Annotated in this window: 9 protein-coding genes; 6 read left to right on the top strand and 3 right to left on the bottom strand. The window is 58.4% G+C overall.

Annotated features, from left to right (window positions below; genetic code table 11):
• Positions 1-574 (top strand): AMP-binding enzyme (locus tag QNK41_RS00765; protein ID WP_319252747.1); only part of this gene is annotated, 574 nt, incomplete at its 5' end.
• 154 nt (positions 575-728) lie between these two features.
• Here QNK41_RS00765 and QNK41_RS00760 read toward each other — a convergent pair.
• From QNK41_RS00760 to glnE, 3 genes are all read right to left on the bottom strand, one after another.
• Positions 729-2381: a diguanylate cyclase gene (locus QNK41_RS00760; protein WP_319252745.1), complete on the bottom strand. Its 1653-nt coding sequence runs from the start codon at positions 2379-2381 to the stop codon at positions 729-731.
• Positions 2382-2413: 32 nt separating this feature from the next.
• A complete protein-coding gene (locus tag QNK41_RS00755; RefSeq protein WP_319252743.1) occupies positions 2414-6514 on the bottom strand; it encodes a response regulator in 4101 nt (1366 codons plus the stop codon).
• A 208-nt stretch (positions 6515-6722) separates the two neighbouring features.
• Positions 6723-9632 (bottom strand): bifunctional [glutamate--ammonia ligase]-adenylyl-L-tyrosine phosphorylase/[glutamate--ammonia-ligase] adenylyltransferase, encoded by a 2910-nt coding sequence (glnE, locus tag QNK41_RS00750; RefSeq protein WP_319252741.1) that lies wholly within the window; start codon positions 9630-9632, stop codon positions 6723-6725.
• A gap of 561 nt (positions 9633-10193) precedes the next feature.
• On the opposite strand from glnE, the gene QNK41_RS00745 reads away from it, so the two are divergent.
• The 5 genes from QNK41_RS00745 (at position 10194) to carB (ending at position 19976) form a co-directional block, all read left to right on the top strand.
• Complete coding sequence (locus QNK41_RS00745) at positions 10194-11324, top strand: glutamate synthase (protein ID WP_319252739.1); 1131 nt, start codon at positions 10194-10196, stop codon at positions 11322-11324.
• Positions 11288-12922, top strand: coding sequence for a glutamate synthase-related protein (locus tag QNK41_RS00740; protein ID WP_319252737.1), 1635 nt, complete (start codon positions 11288-11290; stop codon positions 12920-12922). Before QNK41_RS00745 ends, QNK41_RS00740 begins: the two co-directional genes overlap by 37 nt.
• A 22-nt stretch (positions 12923-12944) precedes the next feature.
• Positions 12945-15278, top strand: a complete 2334-nt coding sequence (locus QNK41_RS00735; RefSeq protein ID WP_319252735.1) for an FAD-dependent oxidoreductase — start codon at positions 12945-12947, stop codon at positions 15276-15278.
• Positions 15279-15568: 290 nt separating this feature from the next.
• The gene (gene carA, locus QNK41_RS00730) at positions 15569-16705 is read left to right on the top strand and encodes a glutamine-hydrolyzing carbamoyl-phosphate synthase small subunit (protein WP_319252733.1); all 1137 of its coding nucleotides are present in this window, start codon (positions 15569-15571) and stop codon (positions 16703-16705) included.
• 4 nt (positions 16706-16709) lie between these two features.
• Positions 16710-19976: a carbamoyl-phosphate synthase large subunit gene (gene carB / locus QNK41_RS00725; protein WP_319252731.1), complete on the top strand. Its 3267-nt coding sequence runs from the start codon at positions 16710-16712 to the stop codon at positions 19974-19976.
• Positions 19977-19984 lie beyond the last annotated feature (8 nt).

Genomic DNA, 19984 nt, shown 5'->3' with positions numbered 1-19984 from the left:
CAAGCTGCCGATGGCACCGGGCTGCCTGCCGACGCTATGGCAGAATGACCAGCGCTTTCTCGAATCCTATATGAGCGCGGAGGAAGGCTACTACCTGACCGGTGATGCCGGCTATATTGACGAAGACGGTTATGTCTTCGTGATGAGCCGCATCGACGACATCATCAATGTCGCCGGTCACCGCCTGTCGACCGGGGGTATGGAGGCCGTGTTGGCCTCTCACCCGGATGTGGCCGAGTGTGCGGTGCTGGGTGTGGATGACGATCTCAAGGGCCAGGTGCCGGTGGGTTTCGTGGTGCTTAAGGCCGGGGTGACCAAGGCCGATGATGAAATAATCAAGGAAACGATCCAGATGGTGCGCGACCGCATCGGCCCGGTGGCGGCGTTCAAGACGGCCACGGTGGTCAAACGGCTGCCCAAGACGCGTTCGGGCAAGATCCTGCGCGGCACGATCCAAAAGATTGCCGACAACAAGGAATACAATGTGCCGGCCACCATCGACGACCCGACCATCCTGGGTGAAATGGAAGATGCCCTGAAAGGCCTCGGCTATGCCGGCGCCAGGAAATCCTGATGATTCATCGGTCCTGAGCGAGTGATAAGTATGTTAACAAAAAACGCCGGGTGCATCTGTCAAAGAAGTCCCGGCGTTTTCTTTTGTTTCATGGGTGTTGCCAGATGTGATGGACTCCGATGGTTAGCCTTCGCCCTCGTTTTCAACCTGATGGCTAAATGGTTACGACCAGATTCCTCCCCTGGCTTTTGGCCTGATACAAGGCTTTGTCAGCCAGGTCCACCAGCTGCCTGCCGGTGATTATACCTCCAGTTGGCCGGGCAGCGACTCCGACGCTGGCGGTGATGTGAAGGGTCAGCTCCTCGTAGGTGAATTCGTGCTCCTTCACCCGCTCCCGAAAACGCTCGCACAGGGACAACGCTTTATCCAGCGACGTGTCGGGGAGAATCACGGCGAACTCCTCTCCGCCGTAACGACAGCCCACATCATATTTGCGGATGCTGTCATTCAGCAGCCGCCCGAACTCGTGAAGGACCCGGTCCCCGCACAGATGACCGTGGGAATCATTGACCCGCTTGAAATGGTCCAGATCGATCATGCACAGAGCCAGCCCGTGACCATAGCGCTGCGCACCGGAGACCTCCCGTTCCAGCGCTTCCCGAAAATAGCGCTGGTTGAACATGCCGGTCAGTTCATCGCGCACGGACATCTCTGCCAGCTTTTCCTGAGCCATGCGCATCTCCCGCTTCAAACCAGCCTTTTCCAGGGCATTGGAGATGATACGCAGCAGGGCCTTGCCGCTCACCTTGGCCTTGGGGAGATAGTCATAGGCACCGGCCTGGATGATCCGGGAGGCGATCAGCTCGTCTCCCTGGCCGGTAATAACCACCACCGGTGTCTCGATCCCTTTGCTGTTTACGGCTTCAAGAAATTCCAGGCCGGTGCCGTCGGGTAGCAAGTAATCCAGAAAAATGAGATCAAAGCTATCCTTGTCTATACGGTCGAAGGCTTCTCGGATCGATTTTACCCGGGTCAGCGCAAGCTGATGGTGGTCCCGCAGAATCTGTCTGACTTTGCTGAAATCATTATCCTTGTCCTCAATGGCCAGGATAGAGACATGCTGGTCCAGGTTGAGGATGGTTTTCCCGCCGGCGTAGGTTTTGGGTTGGTCGTGGCGGAGGGTCTGGATCTTCTTGACCGTGTCGGAAATCCGGCTGGCAGCTTCGGTGATTTTACTCACCCGGCCGGCCAAGTGTGCCGGGACGTTCCCGTCCATTTCCATCAGTTGAACATTTCCCATCAGAATCATCAACGGCTGGTTCAGTTCGTGGGCCGTGGCACCGGCCATTTGAAGCAGAACTTTCAGGCGCTCCTCCTCGATCACCGATTTCTGCTGTTCACGGATCTGGCGGTTGACGACTTCCAACTCTGCCACCGCACAGCTCAAATCCAAATTGCTCTGCTGTAGTTTTTTACGCTGCTGAAACAACTCGACAAAGACATTGGCCTTGCTTCTCAGGATGAGCGGGTCCAGCGGTTTGAACAGGTAGTCCACCGCACCTTTCTCATAGCCGGTAAAGACGTGGGTGTCGTCTTTGCTTATGGCGGTGAGGAAAATGATAGGGATATGGCGACTTTTTTCACTGCCCCGCATCAGTTCAGCCACCTCAAAGCCGTCCATTCCCGGCATCTGAACATCCAGGAGTATCAGTGCGAAGGTGTGCTCCAAAACCAGCCCGAGCGCTTCGTTGCCGGACGTGGCGGTAATGATGGACAGGTCCGGTCGCTCGAGGACGCCTTCGATGGCCATGAGATTCTCGGGCCTGTCGTCCACAACCAGGATTTTTATCTTTTCATCTGATGACATGGTTGCGCCCTGTGGGTTCGTTGAATGGGAGACTATGCGCCGACACCCGCCGGATCGGACGCTTGCGAACCTATCCAGATTCGAAGCATGGACGTCAATTTATCCAGGTTCACCGGTTTGGCCAGGTAATCGTCGGCGCCGGCTTCGATGCACTTGGCACGGTCTCCTTGCATGGCTTTGGCCGTCAGGGCGATAATGGGAAGGGTTTGGTAGCGGTCCCGGTTTCGAATCTCCCGAATGGCCTGGTAGCCGTCCACTTCGGATATCATGACATCCATAAGAACGAGATCAATGTCCGGAAACCCATCCAGTTTGTCAAGACTTTCCTTGCCGGATTTCCCGGTGAGCACTTCCGCCCCCTGGTCCTCCAGAACATTGGATACGGCAAATACCGTTCGCATGTCATCATCTACCAGGAGTACTTTGCAACCATTTAACCCGGATCGGCGGTTGTCCACGGCCAATAACCGATGGCGATGGGGGTTGTCCAGTGCGTCGGGCAACAGGTGAAGACTCAAAACAAGCGCCAGCAGCAGTTGCTCCGGTGCGTCAATCACCTTGAGATTCACGACCGTTGCATATGGGTAGACACCGGTTTCAGGCTGGATGTTCAGGGACGTCCCTGGGTACAGGAAAACCGGCACTGGATCCTGTTGCAGGCCGGTTAGAAAACTGCGCTGTTCGGCGGCATGTATGGATGGATGTACGACCACGGCATGTACGACTCTCGTTTTCAGTACCGTTGTTGCCTCGGCAGCAGTTGCCGCCGCCATGATGCGGATTGTTTTGCCGCCGACAGCGTCGGTGATCTGGGCAATGGCGTCCGAATCCGGGGCGACTACGAGGATCGTTCGATCCTCGGTCGATTGCAGATGGTCGATCTGGTCAAACGCCGCTTCCAGGTGACGGGCGGTGATCGGTTCGATCACATGGCCTGCTGCCCCGTGAACCGCCGCTGCGAAGTCATCTGCCTGGGAAGAGAAAGTGAAAACGGGAATGTGGCGGCTCCTGGGATTGGCTTTAATCCGGTGAATCATCGTCCAGTCATTCGCATCGTCCAGTCCCAGGTTTACGAAAATGGCAGCGGGAAGATGGTAATCGGCGAAATGAAGGCCGGTGTGGAATTGCTCGGCCACCAGCACCTTGTACCCATTCTGGTAAGCATATTCTTTGATTGGCTCGGTCGTAACTGGATCCGCGTCGATGATGAGAATACATCTGTCCCCGGCTGCCAGCCGATGGCGATCATCCGGAACCGGATCCACTCCCGGGGTCGCTTCGGTCTCCTGCGCCGAGGACGTCGACGCAGCCGCCCGGGTGGTGGTGCGTTCGCGCGTATCGCTGCGGATTACCGCCGGTTCATTCTCTGGCGGGAGGATAATGGGCAGGTGAAGCGTAAACCGGCTGCCCTGTTCATCTTCGCTCTCGAGCGTGATTATACCGCCCAGCATTCGAGCCAGCTCCCGTGAGATGGAAAGGCCTAATCCTGTGCCGCCATACTTGCGCCGGGTGGAGCCGTCTACCTGCTGGAAAGCCTCAAACACCATCTGGTGCTTGGCCACAGGAATGCCGATTCCCGTATCCACAACACTGATGGCCAGACAGCCATGGTCCCCGGTGTCGTCGGCATCCCGACAGATGACCAGCTCCCGGGAAACAGTGAATTCCAGGCGGATGGTTCCCCTGACGGTAAACTTGAAGGCATTGGAGAGAAAATTCTTGACGATCTGTTCGATGCGCTTGCGGTCGGTGATCAGTCGTTCCGGTACGTCCGGTGCCACATGGATGATAAACAGGATACCGCGCTGCTCGGCCAGGGGTGTGAAGCTTACCTGAAGGGTGTCGGCAATGGATTGGACCCGGACTGCTTGAAGCTCCACCTCCATTTTCCCTGATTCTACCTTGGCAAGATCCAGAATTTCATTGATCAGGTTCAGCAGGTCTTCTCCCGCCGAATGGACGGTTTGGGCGAACTCGGATTGCCTGGTGGTCAGGTTTTTTTCCTTGTTTTCCAGAAGCAGCCGGGAAAGCAGCAGGATGCTGTTCAGCGGCGTTCTGAGCTCATGGGACATGTTGGCCATGAACTCCGTTTTGTAGCGGCTTGAAATCTCAAGCTGCCGGGCTTTTTCTGCCAGCTCCCGGTGGGTTTTTTCCAACTCGGTGTTTTGTTTTTCCATGTCCAATTTCTGTGTTTCCAAAATGGCCATGTGAGCTTCAAGATCGGTAGCGTTTTTCACCATCTGTGCGTTGGCGGCCTCCAACTCCATCTGTTTGAATTGAAGCTTCTCCTCGGACGCCTGAAAAGCCCGGCTCTGCGCCTGTAGTTCGCGGGTGCTTTCTTCCAGCGACGCTTCACGAGCCTTCAATCGCTGAGCCTGCTTCCGGGTCTGTTCCAGCAGCGCCTCCTCCTGCTGCCGGGTTGATGCAGAGTTGACGGCCACGGCAATGACTGCCGCTGCTGCTTCTATGAAATGATAGTCAAATCGGCTGAATACGCCCGTTTTCTGAAGCTCCAGGACTCCTTTGACAGTTTGGTGCAACATCAGCGGCGCAGCGATCAGATTCGCCAGGTCAGGCGCGGTAACGGGCTTTATCAAGCCGCTGACCGCCTCCTGGTGAAAAATAGAGATGGTTTTCACCTGGACCTTCTGATCCATCCGCCCGTCTCCCGTGAAAAAGACCGGTTGACGCTCACCATTGGGATGGCCCGGGAACCGGCCGACGCATTTCAACTCGCCGCCGTCATCCACTATGAAAAAGTCCGCCTGACACAGACCGAGAAAGTCGGAGAGAAATTCGAGTGTATTCAGGGACAGCTCCCCCAGTTCCTGTCCACCGCCGATCAGCCGGTGCAGGCTGGCCAGACCGGATATGAACCGCGACCGGGTATTTTTTTGCGTTTTGAGATGATCCATCATGCTGTTAAAAGATGCTGCCAGTTCTCCGATCTCATTGGTGGCGGCCACATGCATGTCGTGGTCAAAACGACCCTCTGCAACCATCATTGTGTTTCGGGAAAGATCGCGAACCGGTTCAACGATCGTTCGCGCCAAGATCGCAGATGCCAGCAGTACCCCCACGCCCGTCAGGATTACGATGGTGACGATTATCGTCCGAAGCGGATGGATGGCACCGAACGCTGCCGCCGTTTCTATTTCCACAATCAAGGCATACGGGGCGTCGCCCAGAAGAATCTGTGCGTAGGTGCCCATCACCGGATTGCCACCGGGTCCTTCATAAGCAAAAGGCTCCGCCAGGGACGTCTGGGAGCCTTTACCGGTTAGGTTTTCCCGCCACAACCGTGTTTGCGCGGTGTCTACCGTGGCGCCGCTGTGAAGATGCGGCGACCCGGTTGTACCGGCCAGCAGTGTCAGATCGGAATCTACCAGATAAAGCTGCGAACCCGTCCCGATTTCCGCGGATGCCTCCAGCATCTGATGGATGGTGCCGAGCGGGATTTTAAAAGCGATAACCCCAGCGGGCTGGCTGTCTTCACCGCGAATGGGGGCGGTCACGAAGGCCGTTTCGGTTTCACCGGCCGGGGAATAGTGCTCAAAACCGGCAAATCCGGGATTCCCTGATTTAAGGGTTCTGCGAAAGGCCTCGGCAAAGCGGGTTTTGCCCAATCTACCTTGATACAGGTTTTCCGCCAGGTCGTTCTGCCTGGCGCTGGAGAACAGAATATTCCCGGCCATATCAATCATCAGGATATCACTGTAGCCGTGGAGGCTGGCATGCAGTTCCATGTCGGATCCGTAGGCGGATGCGGCCATGGCCCAGAGTACGCTGCGAACAAATTCGGAAACCGTTCCCTCAGCCGCTGCATATTTTCTGACCAGGGTGTTGAAAAAAGACACCGTGGTGCCTTCACGACCCTGCTTGTCGGCGTCGGCCAAGCGGTCATTGAAAAACAGTTGAAGCTGGTGGCTTTTCAATTCGGCGGTGATGCGGATGTTTTGGCGGACTTCCTGCTCCAGGCGCTGGTGGGCTGTTTGGTAGCTGATCCATCCAACCAGGGCCATGGGTACCATGGCAAGGCCGAAACAAAATAACAGCAGCTGCCGACCCAAGCCCCGGCGAAACACCAGACTCAGGTTGAAGGGCAACAACTGTTCACGGGACTTGTCTTCCATTGCAACGGCCTTTCTGCAAGCCATTTAATCGTGCGGTCACGCTGCCGCCGGCGGACATCCATTGCACTGCATCAACGGTTGGGTGGAATGGGTACGCATGATGGTCGCGGCGGTCGAAGGGATCGCCCTGCCTGGTATTATCGACCGGTTATCAGTTGAGTTGAGTGGATTTGTTATCGGCCATCAGGCATCGTCAACGCCCCTTTGTTCAGCTCAACGTCTGCTGCCAGAAGCGCCGAACCAGATCCCTCAGGTGTTCGAAACGATGGCAATCGACCAGGGGGGAGCGCTCCTGCAGATTGAGCCGGTGTACCACAGCCCTGAAAATCAGGTAGGCCTGCCGGAGCCGGTAGGCAGTTACCCCGTCAACGATACCGGTTTCGGCCAGTGCCTGCAGCAGGCGAACATTGTCTGTCCAGCGGCAGATTTCCGGATGGTTGGCTGCGTGCTGCAACACCAGGTGTTGGACCAAAAATTCAATATCCACCATCGCACCGATGTCCTCTTTGATATCGAACTGGTCCGGTCCGGCCGACAGGCGACTTTCGCGCATGCGTTCCCGCATTTCCCGCACGGATGCCTTCAGTGTTTCCGGTTCCCGGGGCAGGCAGAGCACCTGGCGCCGAATGGTGGAAAAAGCATCTTTGAGCACGGTATCTCCGGTGATGGGACGGGCCCGGATCAGGGCCTGGTGCTCCCAGGTCCAGGCCTCGTGCATCTGGTAGGTTTTGAATCCGTTTACATGGCTGACCAACAGCCCCGAAGCGCCGTTGGGCCGCAGTCGCATATCGGTCTCGTAAAGGGCGCCGGCGGCCGTGTGGGTTGAAAGCATATGAACCACCCGTTGACCCAGCCGGGAAAAAAAATGGGCGTTGTCGATGGGACGCTTGCCGCCGACGGTTTCACCGGGGTCGGCCGCATGGAGAAAGACGAGATCAAGGTCCGATCCGTATCCCAGCTCGATCCCCCCCAGTTTGCCGTAACCGATGACGGCAAATCCCCGATCGCAGGTCTGGCCCCTCAGGGTGCACGACGGGCGGCCATGTTTGTCCACCAGATGGTTCCAGGAGATCTCCACCACCTTGTCAAGGATCGTTTCGGCAATCCAGGATAGATGATCGCTGACCTTCATCAATGGCAGCACATTGGTGATGTCCGACGCCGCCACTCTCAGGGTGTTGATCTGGCGGAAGATGCACAAGGTCTCTATCTGGTACTCCGGATCGTCACCCGGCACGGTGGCCAGCTGACGTGCAAGGTTGTTGCGCAGGGCATCAAGGCCGGGGGGGGCGTACAGGGTGCGTGAATCCAACAGTTCATCCAGCACCACCGGGTGGCGGCTCAAGAAGGCGGCGATCCAGGGGCTGGCGCTGACCAATCGAATCAGATGGGTCAGCGCATTGGGGTATTCGAGGAGCAGGGAAAGATAGCTGATCCGTTGTTGAATGCTCTTGAGCAGCTGCAGAACGCGATCCAACACGGTCTCGGGGTCGTCACAGCCACCGGCCGCCTTCAATACCCGCGGGATCAAACGGTCCAGGCGGCGCTTTCCCGAGCTGCTCAGGGATCGGGTGGCCGGTTCGGATTTAAAGGTTTCCAGAAGGGTGGCGGCGGCATCACTGTCCTTAAAGCCTGCTGTTTCAAGGAGCCGCCGGCGCTCACCGGGTGTCATGGAAAAGGACCATGCATCGGCCATATCCGTTGCCGCCTGGCTGGTACCCCCGTCGGGGGTCGCTTTGACCTCGGTTTCCAGCAGGCCGTCGAAATGTGAGCGAACCCGCTCGCGATGGCCATCGAGGATCCGCAAGTAGCTATCCCACGTATCGAATCCCATGGATCGGGCCAGCCGCAAACGGGCGAGCGGGTCCGGCGGCAGCGCATGGGTTTGCTGGTCGAGGGTCTCCTGGAGGCGGTGTTCGGTTTTTCTGAAAAAGCGATACGCGTGGGTGAGTTCCCGACAAACCGGCAGGGGCACAAACCCCTCTTTGCCCAGCGTGTCCAGCACGGTCTGGATTGCCGGTTGCTGTAGCGCCGGCAGAACACCGCCCCGGATCAACTGGAACATCTGTCCAAAAAACTCGATTTCCCGAATGCCGCCACTGCCCAGCTTGATGTTGTCGTGCAGTTTCTTTCTGCGGACCTCGGCGTTGATCTTTTGCTTCATCTCCCTCAACGACTCAAACACGCCGAAATCGAGGTACCGCCGATAGACGAAGGGCCGCAGGCGTCGGAGCAGTTTTTGGCCGGCATCCCGGTCTCCGGCCACCACATCGGCCTTGATCAGGGCGTAGCGCTCCCACTCACGGCCCTGGAACTGGTAATAGTCTTCCATATGGTCGAAATTCATGACCAGCGGGCCGCCGTCGCCGTAGGGCCGCAGCCGGGTATCCACCCTGAAGACAAAACCGTCGGCGGTGTTTTCACCGATGGCCTGGATCAGGTATCGGCACAGCCGGGTAAAAAAGGCCTCGTTGGACAATGGACGTTGGCCGCCCCGGATTTCACCACTGGCCGGGAAGGTGAAAATCAAATCCACATCGGAGGAGAAATTGAGTTCACCGGCACCCAGCTTTCCCATGCCGATGACTACCAGGCGCTGGCAGTTGCCGGCGTCGTCCTCGGGAATACCGTCGGTTGCACACATGCGGTCAAACAGCAAACCCAATGCCCCATCAATCGCCGCCGCGGCCAGGGCGGAAAGATCGGTCATGGTGTCGTCCAGATCGCAGATGCCGGCCAGGTCCCGAACGGCAATGCGCACCATCTCCTGCCGCCGGAATCTGCGCAGGGCGGTTTTCAGCAGTGACAGCAGGCCGTCCATTGGGGTGTCCGGACCGGCCTTTGCCACCGGCAGGAGCAGCGGCGCCAGGCGGCGGGCCATGTGGCCGTCATCGTAAGGTTTGAACAGATTGTTGCTGTCGATCAGGTCCAGGGCCATGTGCGGGTGACGAATGCAGTTGGCGGAAACGAATTCACTGAAGGCAAAGGCTGTTTCCAGTGCCTTTGCGCCGGCTGAGGTGGGGGAAAAGGTCATGCCGGTGGCCCGGGCTTCTTGACAGAAAGTGAGCCATTGTTCCTGATGATGTCCGTCCAGGAATTCGGTGGGGGGGACTTTCATGGTATGGGAGATATCCTGTATTGGGTCGCGGCAACTATGGCCTAACGGCTGCAACTTTCCCAGCCGTTCAAAGGTTCAGGGTTCAGAGGTTGAGGGCTTCATCGAAATCCTCAGCTAAAGTGACCTTCAACAATAGACGCTGATCCAGTCAACGGTTACATGCCGGATTTACTCGCTCTGCGGTTTGCCGTTTTATCAGGAACTTGGTAGCTTGCGAACAAGGTCAATGAATGATAGCGAACCCGGAACGATGAACCTATGAACGCTTACCAGATTTCCCTAAATTTGCCAAGATCAGCATTTTTTCGATAGGTTACGATTGCCTCTGGACGATAACCTCGGATTTTACAATATTGTTATTTGAGTCACAATTAAATTGCAGTAATGTAAAAAACTTGGCTGATGAACATAGATGTGGCCAACCCGTCAGGTTAATATGCAATTGGATTTCAGTGAGTTCTATATTATGGTATACAACTTGCTTTTTTGTTCCCTTCCGGTCCGTCATTGACAGGTCAATGGCGGCCTTTTTACCACGGCAGCCAAAGGAGTGTAACCACCATGTGCCGACTGTTTGCCATGACCAGTGAGACCCCCGTCTCTCCCATGATCGCCCTGGAAGCCATGGACGTCATGCGGGAAGGCCACGATGGATCCGGTGTCGGTCTGTTTCTGCGTGACCTCGGAGGACCCTTCGAGGAGATCAAGAACGCACCCATCCTGTCCGGAATCTTCAGCGATACGGGACTGCGACGTCTGGATACCTTCATGATGGACATCGGGTTCATGACCAAATACAAGATCACCATCAAGGTCCCCAAAAACCCGCCCCCCGGTGTTCCCAAGCGCGACATCTATCTGATCCGCGCCTATGAATACCCCGAGGAGTGGGATGACTATTCCACAGAAGCGCGCTATGAAAAGCTGCTGGAGATTCGCCTCCAACTGCGGGCCATGGGTGAGGAGAAGCACGACATGATTGTTTTCTCCTTCTGGCCGGACGTGATCATGCTCAAGGAGATCGGCGACCCCCTGCAGGTGGCCCACTACCTGAAGCTGGACCGCAAGGAACTGCACGCCCGGGTCATCATGGCCCAGGGCCGGCAGAACACCAACTATGCCATCGACCTGTATGCCTGCCACCCGTTTTTCATTCAGGGCTATGCCTCAATGACCAATGGGGAGTGTACGGCGTTCACCCCCATCCGGGAGTTTCTGCTTTCGCGTAACTTTCCCGGGTACTCGGGCTACCAGAGCGATTCGGAGGTTTTCACCCACATCCTGCACTACACCCAGACGCGGCTGGGACTGGATATTTCGGCATACAAACACGTGATTACGCCGCTGCAGGATGAAGATATCGCGAACCACCCCAATGCCGACCTGCTGACCCAGCTCAAGCAGTCGTGCCGCCGTTTGATCATCGACGGGCCCAACTGTGTGATCGGATGCCTGCCGGACCACAGTCTGTTTATGGTCCAGGACCGCAAGAAACTGCGTCCCGGCGTGGTGGGCGGCCGGCCCGGACGATATGCCTTCTCCTCTGAAATCTGCGGCCTGGACTTCGCGGTTCCCGATCGAGACAAGAGCAAAGACTTTCAACCCATGCATCTGGACACGGTCATTGTCGGACCGGAGCGCCAGGAGGTTTCAATATGCAGCCAAACGCAACCATTAGCCCTTCTACACTAGGCGTAAAAGATCTGCCCTGGCAGATCCTCTGGCACAAAGACAAGTGCACCCTGTGCGGCCGTTGCACGGCCGTATGCCCGGTGAATGCCATTGAGCTGGGCGTGTTCCGCAAGCGGCGCGTCAAGGTCTCCTTGGAGCCCCAGGGCAGTCCGGCCAGCAGTTTCGACGTTTACCACGGCATCCGACAGAAAACTGACCCGGCTTATGCCTGTGTGGGTTGCGCCACCTGCAGTCTGGTGTGCCCCAACGACGCCATTTTCCCCATGCGGTCCGACGAAGCGGACAAGCTGCGGTACCATATCAACCGCGGCGGCCAGCCCCGCAGTCGCGGTGGCCGGCGCAACACACCCGGTGGTCTCCTGGACCAGATCAAGTTCATCCGCATCTCCATGCTCACGGACCCGGCCCTGGATGCCGGCCGTCACGAATTTGAAATGCGGACCCTGTTGGGCAGGATCCTGCCACCTGAGCAGAACCTGAAATTCGTGAATGAAAATGGATGGATCCCACCGGTTCGGGAGATCTACCCCCTGATCATCGGCGGCATGAGCTTCGGCGCGCTTTCCCCCAATATGTGGGAGGGACTGCAGATGGGGGTGGCTTACCTCAATGAGGAAATGGGCATGCCGGTACGCATGTGCACCGGTGAAGGCGGCTGTCCGCCGCGCCTCCTCAGAAGCCCCTTTCTGAAATACGTGATCCTGCAGATCGCCAGCGGTTATTTCGGCTGGGACGAGATCATCCACGCCATACCCGAGATGGTTGAAGATCCCTGCGCCATCGAGATCAAGTACGGTCAGGGCGCCAAGCCCGGTGACGGCGGCTTGCTCATGTGGCATAAAGTCAATAAATTAATTGCCGCCATCCGCGGCGTGCCGGCAGGGGTCAGCCTGCCCAGCCCGCCCACCCACCAGACCCAGTACTCCATTGAAGAGTCGGTGGCCAAAATGATTCAATCCATGTGTATGGCCTGGGACTTCAGGGTCCCGGTCTATCCGAAAATTTCGGCCACATCCACGGCCATGGCGGTACTCAACAACCTGACCCGGAATCCCTATGCCGCCGGTCTGGCCATCGATGGTGAGGACGGAGGCACCGGAGCCGCCTACAACGTCTCCATGGACCACATGGGCCACCCCATCGCCACCAACGTGCGCGACGGATACCTGAACCTGGTCAAAGTGGGCATGCAGAACGAGATCCCCATCTTTGCCGGGGGTGGCGTTGGAAAAAGCGGAAATTTGGCTGCCAATGCCGCCGCCCTGATCATGCTGGGAGCCAGCGGCGTCCAGACCGGGAAATACATCATGCAGGCCGCCGCCGGCTGCCTGGGATCGGAGACGGATCGCTGCAACATCTGCAACATCGGCCGCTGTCCCCGGGGCATCACCTCCCAGGATCCGCGCCTCTACCGGCGCCTCGATGTGGAACAGGTGGCCGAACGGGTGGTGGATCTTTTTCTGGCCTTTGACACGGAACTGAAAAAAATAATGGCTCCGCTGGGCCGGTCCACCACGCTGCCCATCGGCATGTCAGACGCCTTGGGTATCAGCGATTATCACGCCGCCCAGCGGCTTGATATCAAGTATGTGGTTTGATTTTTTTGCCGGAGTAGACGCGATGACGGAAAACAGACAGCCTTTCAATATATTGGGAAAGTGTGACGGGGAACGCCTGGCCTCACGGGTCCTCGAAGAACGGATTCAACAGGCCGTTCTATCGGGCCAACGTCGGCTGGTCGTTCATGCCTTTGGCCAGCACGGCATCGGTGGCCGTCTCTGGCGGTCCGATGGCGAGTCCGTGCACGTCAAAATCGACGGCTATGCCGGCCAGCGATTGGGATCCATGGGATATCCGGGTACGTTTATCGATGTGCTGGGTCCGGCCTCTGACGACGTGGGCTGGCTCAACGCCGGTGCCACGATCACCGTTCACGGTCACGCTTCCAACGGCGTGGCCAATGGCATGGCCCAGGGACATGTATACATTGCCGGCAATATCGGTGCCCGGGGCATGACCATGACCAAGTTCAACCCCCGCTTTGAGCCGCCCCAGCTTTGGGTGCTGGGGTCTGCGGGGGACTATTTCGCCGAGTTCATGGCCGGTGGTGTGGCTGTGATCTGCGGCCATGAACCCCAGAATCCTGAAAATGTATTGGGACACCGCCCCATGGTGGGCATGGTGGGCGGTCGCGTGCTGTTTCGCGGCCCGCATCAGGGCTTCAGTCATGCCGATGCCAAGATGATGCCCATCGATGACGACACCTGGAAATGGCTGACCGACGGGCTTGAACGGTTTCTGGCGGCCATCGACCGGTTGGAACTGCTCGAGCGCCTGACGGTCCGTGAAGCGTGGCAGTTGATCGCCGCCCGATCGCCCCAGGACAAAAATGGTGTCGAACGGCGTTCCATGGCCGATTTCAGGAAAAACGTCTGGGATGTCAAGCTGGGCAAAGGCGGCATCGTCGGTGACCTCACCGACCTTGACCGCAGCGCCATTCCGCTGATCACCCACGCTGACCTGCGGCGCTTCGTTCCCGTGTGGGAAAACCGCAAATTCAAGGCCCCTTGTGAATCCACCTGCCCGTCAGGGATTCCGGTGCAGGAGCGCTGGCGGCTGGTGCGTGAGGGACGGGTGGATGAGGCGGTGGACCTGGCCCTGGCCTTCACCCCTTTCCCGGCCTCCGTCTGCGGTTACCTGTGTCCCCACCCCTGCATGACCGCCTGTACCAAAGGGTCCGCTTTTATGACGCCGGTGGACGTGTCTCAACTGGGCCGGGCCAGCATCAATGCCAGCATGCCGGAGCTGCCGCCCCTTTCCGGTAAACGCATCGCCGTGGTCGGCGGCGGGCCTGCCGGCATTTCTACGGCCTGGCAGATGCGGCGGTTGGGCCATGAGGCGGTCGTGTTCGACAACGCCCCCACGCTGGGCGGCAAGATCGCGTCGGTGATCCCCAATAGCCGAATCCCTGCCGACGTGGTGGGGAACGAACTGGCACGGGCGGCTGAGGTGATTCCCCATGTTCACCTCCATCAGCAGCTGAACCAGTCCGATATGGCCCAACTGATTGCCGATTACGATTTTGTGATCGTGGCCACCGGTGCACAAAAGCCGAGGACCCTGCCTGTTCCGGGCAAGGAACGGTTAATCACGGCCATGGATTTTTTATCCGATGCCAAGCAAAACCGGGTCAAACCGGGCGACCGGGTGGTGATCATCGGTGCGGGCAACGTGGGTTGCGACGTGGCCACCGAGGCGGCCCGCCTGGGCGCCAGGCAGATTACCCTGCTGGACGTCCAGGAGCCGGCCAGCTTCGGCAAGGAGCGTGAAGACGCCGAGGCGGCGGGTGCCATATTCCGTTGGCCGGTGTTTACCCGCCAAATCACCGACCAGGGCGTGGAGCTGGAAACCGGGGAGTTGATCCCCGCCGACACGGTGGTCGTCTCCATCGGCGATGCGCCGGATCTGGAATTCCTTCCGGGCGACGTGGCTACGGAGCGTGGCTTCGTGGCAGTCAACGAGGATTACCAGACATCCAACCCCAAAGTATATGCCATCGGTGACGCGGTGCGGCCCGGACTGCTCACCGACGCCATTGGTGCCGGGCGGCGGGCAGCCGAAACCATCTCGGAAATTCTGGCCGGCAAGCGGCCCGGTGCGGACCGGAAGATGGTTATCGACATCAACCGCATTTCCCTGGAATACCTGGACCCCCGGATTATTCAGTATGAAGATATGGACCAGTGCGGTTCCCAGTGCTCCTCCTGCGGCACCTGCCGGGACTGCGGTATCTGCGTGGCCATGTGTCCGGAGGCGGCCATCAGCCGCGAGGCCCTGGGGGATGTCTCCTTCGAATATGTGGTGGACCCGGACCGATGCATCGGCTGCGGATTCTGTGCCGGTGCATGCCCCTGCGGGATCTGGGATCTGGTGGAGAATAGTCCCATGGGTTAGGGGCCGCAGCTAAAAAAATGTCCCCCATCAGATGAAAGTTAGGGCAGGCCCGCGTGCCTGCCCTTTTTCATGATAAAATGGATTTGTCGCTGCACCCGGTCATTCGGCCTTTGACTGTTGACCGTGATCGGCTGTCTCTCCACCGCCTGAACGACACTGGACCATGCATAAACGGTAGTTGCCCAGCGTCTCACGTTAAAGGGGGTTGATTTGCCGGGCAGATGTGGTAATTGACCACAGGACTTTTTAGGCTCGCGGCGATCCAGATCCGCGCAACAAGACGGTTATCAATGGAAGCACGATTAACACTCGAGGACGGCCGCACCTTTGCCTGCCGATCCTTTACCGGCCCAGGGGAAGCCAGTGGTGAGGTGGTGTTCAACACCAGCATGACTGGTTATCAGGAGGTGCTCACCGACCCGTCCTACAGCGGCCAGATGGTCACCATGACCTATCCGCTGATCGGCAACTACGGTGTCAACGATGAAGATGTGGAGTCCGCACGGATTCAGGTGGCCGCTTTTCTGGTCAGGGAATACCAGCCGTTTCCCAGCAACTTCAGATCCACGCAATCCCTTGCCGACTACCTTGCCGGTCAGGGTGTGCTGGGTGTCGAGGGACTGGATACCCGTGCCCTGACCCGCCATATCCGCAATGGCGGCGCCATGCGCGCCATTATTTCCACTTCTGATCTGGATTCCGGATCCCTGACACGGCGTGCCAATGCCATTCCCAGCATGGTGGGTATGGACCTGGTCCGGGAAGTCACGACCACTCGGGCTTACCGCTGGAACGGCGGCAAGCCCGAAATGCTGGCCGACGACTTGAAATTGAATGCCGGCATCTGGCAGCACCGGGGGGCGCGCCCATTGGTGGTGGCCATTGATTTCGGACTCAAGTACAATATTGCCCGATGCCTGGAACGGGTGGGATTCGAGGTGGTGGTCGTCCCGGCCGCAACCGATGCATCGGCCATTATGGCCATGGCGCCGGACGGCCTCTTTCTCTCCAATGGTCCCGGCGACCCGGAACCGGTCGTCTACGGCGTCCAGACGGTCAAGGAACTGCTGGGACGGTTGCCCATCTTCGGCATCTGTCTGGGCAACCAGATTCTGGGCCTGGCTTTGGGTGGGCGTACCTACAAATTGAAATTCGGTCACCGCGGCATCAATCAGCCGGTCAAGAATCTGGTTACCGGTAAGGTGGAGATCACCTCCCAGAATCATGGATTCGCCGTGGATATGGATAGCCTGGGTGCCGATGCCGTCGATGTCACCCACATCAACCTGAACGACAACACTGTGGAAGGCATCCGACATCGCCGGCTGCCGGCCTTTTCAGTCCAGTACCACCCGGAGGCATCGCCGGGGCCGCACGACGCGGCTTACCTGTTCGACCAGTTCAAAGACATGATGAGAACCGCTTAATCAAATGCCCAAACGCACGGACATCCATAAAATCCTGATCATCGGTGCCGGCCCAATCATCATTGGCCAGGCCTGTGAGTTCGACTATTCGGGCACCCAGGCCTGCAAGGCCTTAAAAGAAGAGGGCTACGAGGTGGTGCTGGTGAATTCCAACCCTGCCACCATCATGACCGACCCGGAAACGGCCGATCGCACCTACATCGAACCGGTCACCCCGGAGGTCGTGGCCAAGATCATCGAAAAGGAGCGTCCCGACGCACTGCTGCCGACCCTGGGCGGGCAGACCGGGTTGAACACCGCCGTGGAAGTGGCCCGGCAGGGAGTACTGGAACAGTTCGGCGTGGAACTCATCGGTGCCTGCCTGGACGCCATTGAAAAGGCCGAATCCCGGGATTGTTTCCGTGAGGCCATGAACCGCATCGGCCTGCGCATTCCCCACAGCGGCATCGCCAACACCATGGAAGAGGCCCGCGTGATTGCCGACGACATCGGCTTTCCGCTGATCATCCGGCCCAGTTATACCCTGGGCGGCACCGGCGGGGGCGTGGTCTACAATCCCGAGGATCTGGAAAATATTGCCAAATCGGGGATGGACGCCAGTCTTACCCATCAGGTCATGCTGGAAGAGTCGGTGCTGGGGTGGAAGGAGTACGAGCTGGAGGTGATGCGGGACCACGCTGACAATGTGGTGATCATCTGCTCCATCGAGAATTTTGACCCCATGGGCGTGCACACCGGAGACTCCATCACTGTGGCCCCGGTCCAGACCCTCACGGACCGGGAGTACCAGGCCATGCGGGATGCCTCCCTGGCCATCATGCGCGAGATCGGGGTGGATACCGGCGGCTCCAATGTCCAGTTTGCCGTCAATCCGCAAAACGGGGATATGATCGTCGTGGAGATGAATCCGCGGGTGTCGCGGAGCAGCGCCCTGGCCTCCAAGGCCACTGGCTTCCCCATTGCCAAAATTGCCGCCAAACTGGCCGTGGGATACACCCTGGACGAAATCCCCAATGACATCACCGGCGAGACACTGGCTTCCTTCGAGCCTACCCTGGACTATTGCGTGGTTAAAATTCCCCGCTGGACGTTCGAAAAATTTCCGGAAACCCAGGATCTGCTGACCACCGCCATGAAGTCGGTGGGTGAAACCATGGCCATCGGCCGGACCTTCAAAGAGGCCTTTCAAAAGGGCCTGCGCTCACTGGAAATCGGCCGCTTCGGTTTCGGTGCCGACGGCAAGGACCGACCTGAGGCGGATGGCGCGTTACCCTCCCTGGACGAGATCGAACAGAAGCTGGTCATCCCCAACTCCCAGCGGCTGTTCTACCTGCACCTAGCCCTTCAGGCGGGCATGTCCATTGAGACGATTTACCAGATGACCGCAATCGATCCCTGGTTTCTCTTCCAGCTGGAGCAGATTTTCCTTATGGAAAAGGACCTGATACAGGCCGCCGAGACGGCCGGCCGGTCCGGCACGCCGGCAGAGGACGGTTTATTCCCCCTCACCGCCGACATACTGGCCCGGGCCAAGGCCTTCGGCTTTTCCGACGTCCAGATCGCCCATCTTATCGGCAGTACGGAAAAAGTGGTCGAACAGACACGCAAAGCTTTAGGCATCCGGCCCGTGTATAAGCTGGTGGACACCTGCGCGGCGGAATTCCGGGCCGCCACGCCCTACTACTATTCCACCTACGAAACCGAATGCGAAGCCCGGGTCTCGGATCGTAAAAAAGTGATGATTCTGGGCGGCGGACCCAACCGCATCGGTCAGGGTATCGAGTTTGACTACTGCTGCGTGCACGCTTCCTTTGCCCTGCGGGAGATGGGCGTGGAGAGCATTATGGTCAACAGCAACCCGGAAACGGTAAGCACCGACTACGACACATCGGACAAACTCTACTTCGAACCGCTGACTCGAGAGGATGTGCTGCACATCGTGGAGAAGGAAAAGCCCGCCGGCGTCATCGTCCAGTTCGGCGGCCAGACTCCACTGAATCTCTCCACACCGCTGCACGCAGAGGGCGTTCCCATCCTGGGCACCCAGCCGGAAAGCATCGACCGGGCTGAAGACCGGGAGCTGTTCCAGGCTATGCTGAAAAAGCTGAGCCTCATGCAGCCGGCCAACGGCACAGCCCTTTCTATTGCAGAGGCCCTGACCATCGCCGATACCATCGGCTATCCGGTGATCGTTCGCCCTTCCTTCGTCCTGGGTGGGCGGGCCATGAAGATTGTTTACGATCCCAAGGATATGGAGACGTTTACCCGGCTGGCCATCCTGGCTTCCCCGGGTCACCCGGTGCTCATCGACAAGTTTTTGGAAGCGGCAATGGAAGTGGATGTGGACGCCATTTGTGACGGGTCCACCACCATTATCGGCGGCATCATGGAACACATCGAGGCGGCCGGGGTCCACAGCGGCGACTCCGCCTGCGTGTTGCCCCCCCACAGCATCGGCAGCGAGATGATCGCCCAGATCACCGTGGCCACCAAAGCCATGGCCGCCGAACTGAAGGTGGTGGGGCTGATGAACGTCCAGTACGCCATCAAAGACAACCAGCTCTATGTGATCGAGGTCAACCCCCGGGCTTCCCGGACCATTCCTTTCGTCAGCAAGGCCACCGGCATCCCTTTGGCCAAGCTGGCCACCAAGGTCATGCTGGGGAAAACCCTTGCCGAACTGGGACTCACCGAAGAGGTGGTCCCCCGGCACCAGTCGGTGAAGGAGGCGGTGCTTCCCTTTGATCGCTTCCCGGATGTGGATACCCTGCTGGGGCCGGAAATGAAGTCCACCGGGGAGGTGATGGGTATCGGGACCGATTTCGGCCTGGCCTATGCCAAGGCGCAGTTGGGGGCTGGTCAGCGCCTGCCCCTGTCTGGAACGGTCTTCATCAGTGTGGGCGACGAAGACAAGCCGGCCATTCTGGATGTGGCTATGCAATTTTCCGATATGCGGTTCGATATCCTGGCCACCGACGGCACATGGTCCCATCTCAGTGCCAACGGCATCCCAGCCGAACGAATCAACAAAGTGTCCCAGGGCCAACCCCATGCCGCCGATGCAATCAAGAACGGCCGGATACAGCTGATCATCAACACCGGCACTGGTAACGAACCGCGCCGGGACGGCTATACCATCCGCCGGGCGGCCCTCAAATTCAAGGTGCCATACGCCACCACCGCCGCCGGCGCGCTGGCGGTGTGCCGGGCGGTCAGCGCACTGAGAGAAAAACCCTTTGAAGTCAAGGCCATTCAAGATTACCATGGGTAGCGGACCAT

Source organism: Desulfosarcina sp. (genome assembly GCF_033791525.1).
In the GTDB taxonomy this organism is placed as follows: domain Bacteria; phylum Desulfobacterota; class Desulfobacteria; order Desulfobacterales; family Desulfosarcinaceae; genus Desulfosarcina.
This window is presented reverse-complemented; position numbering and strand designations above follow the sequence as displayed.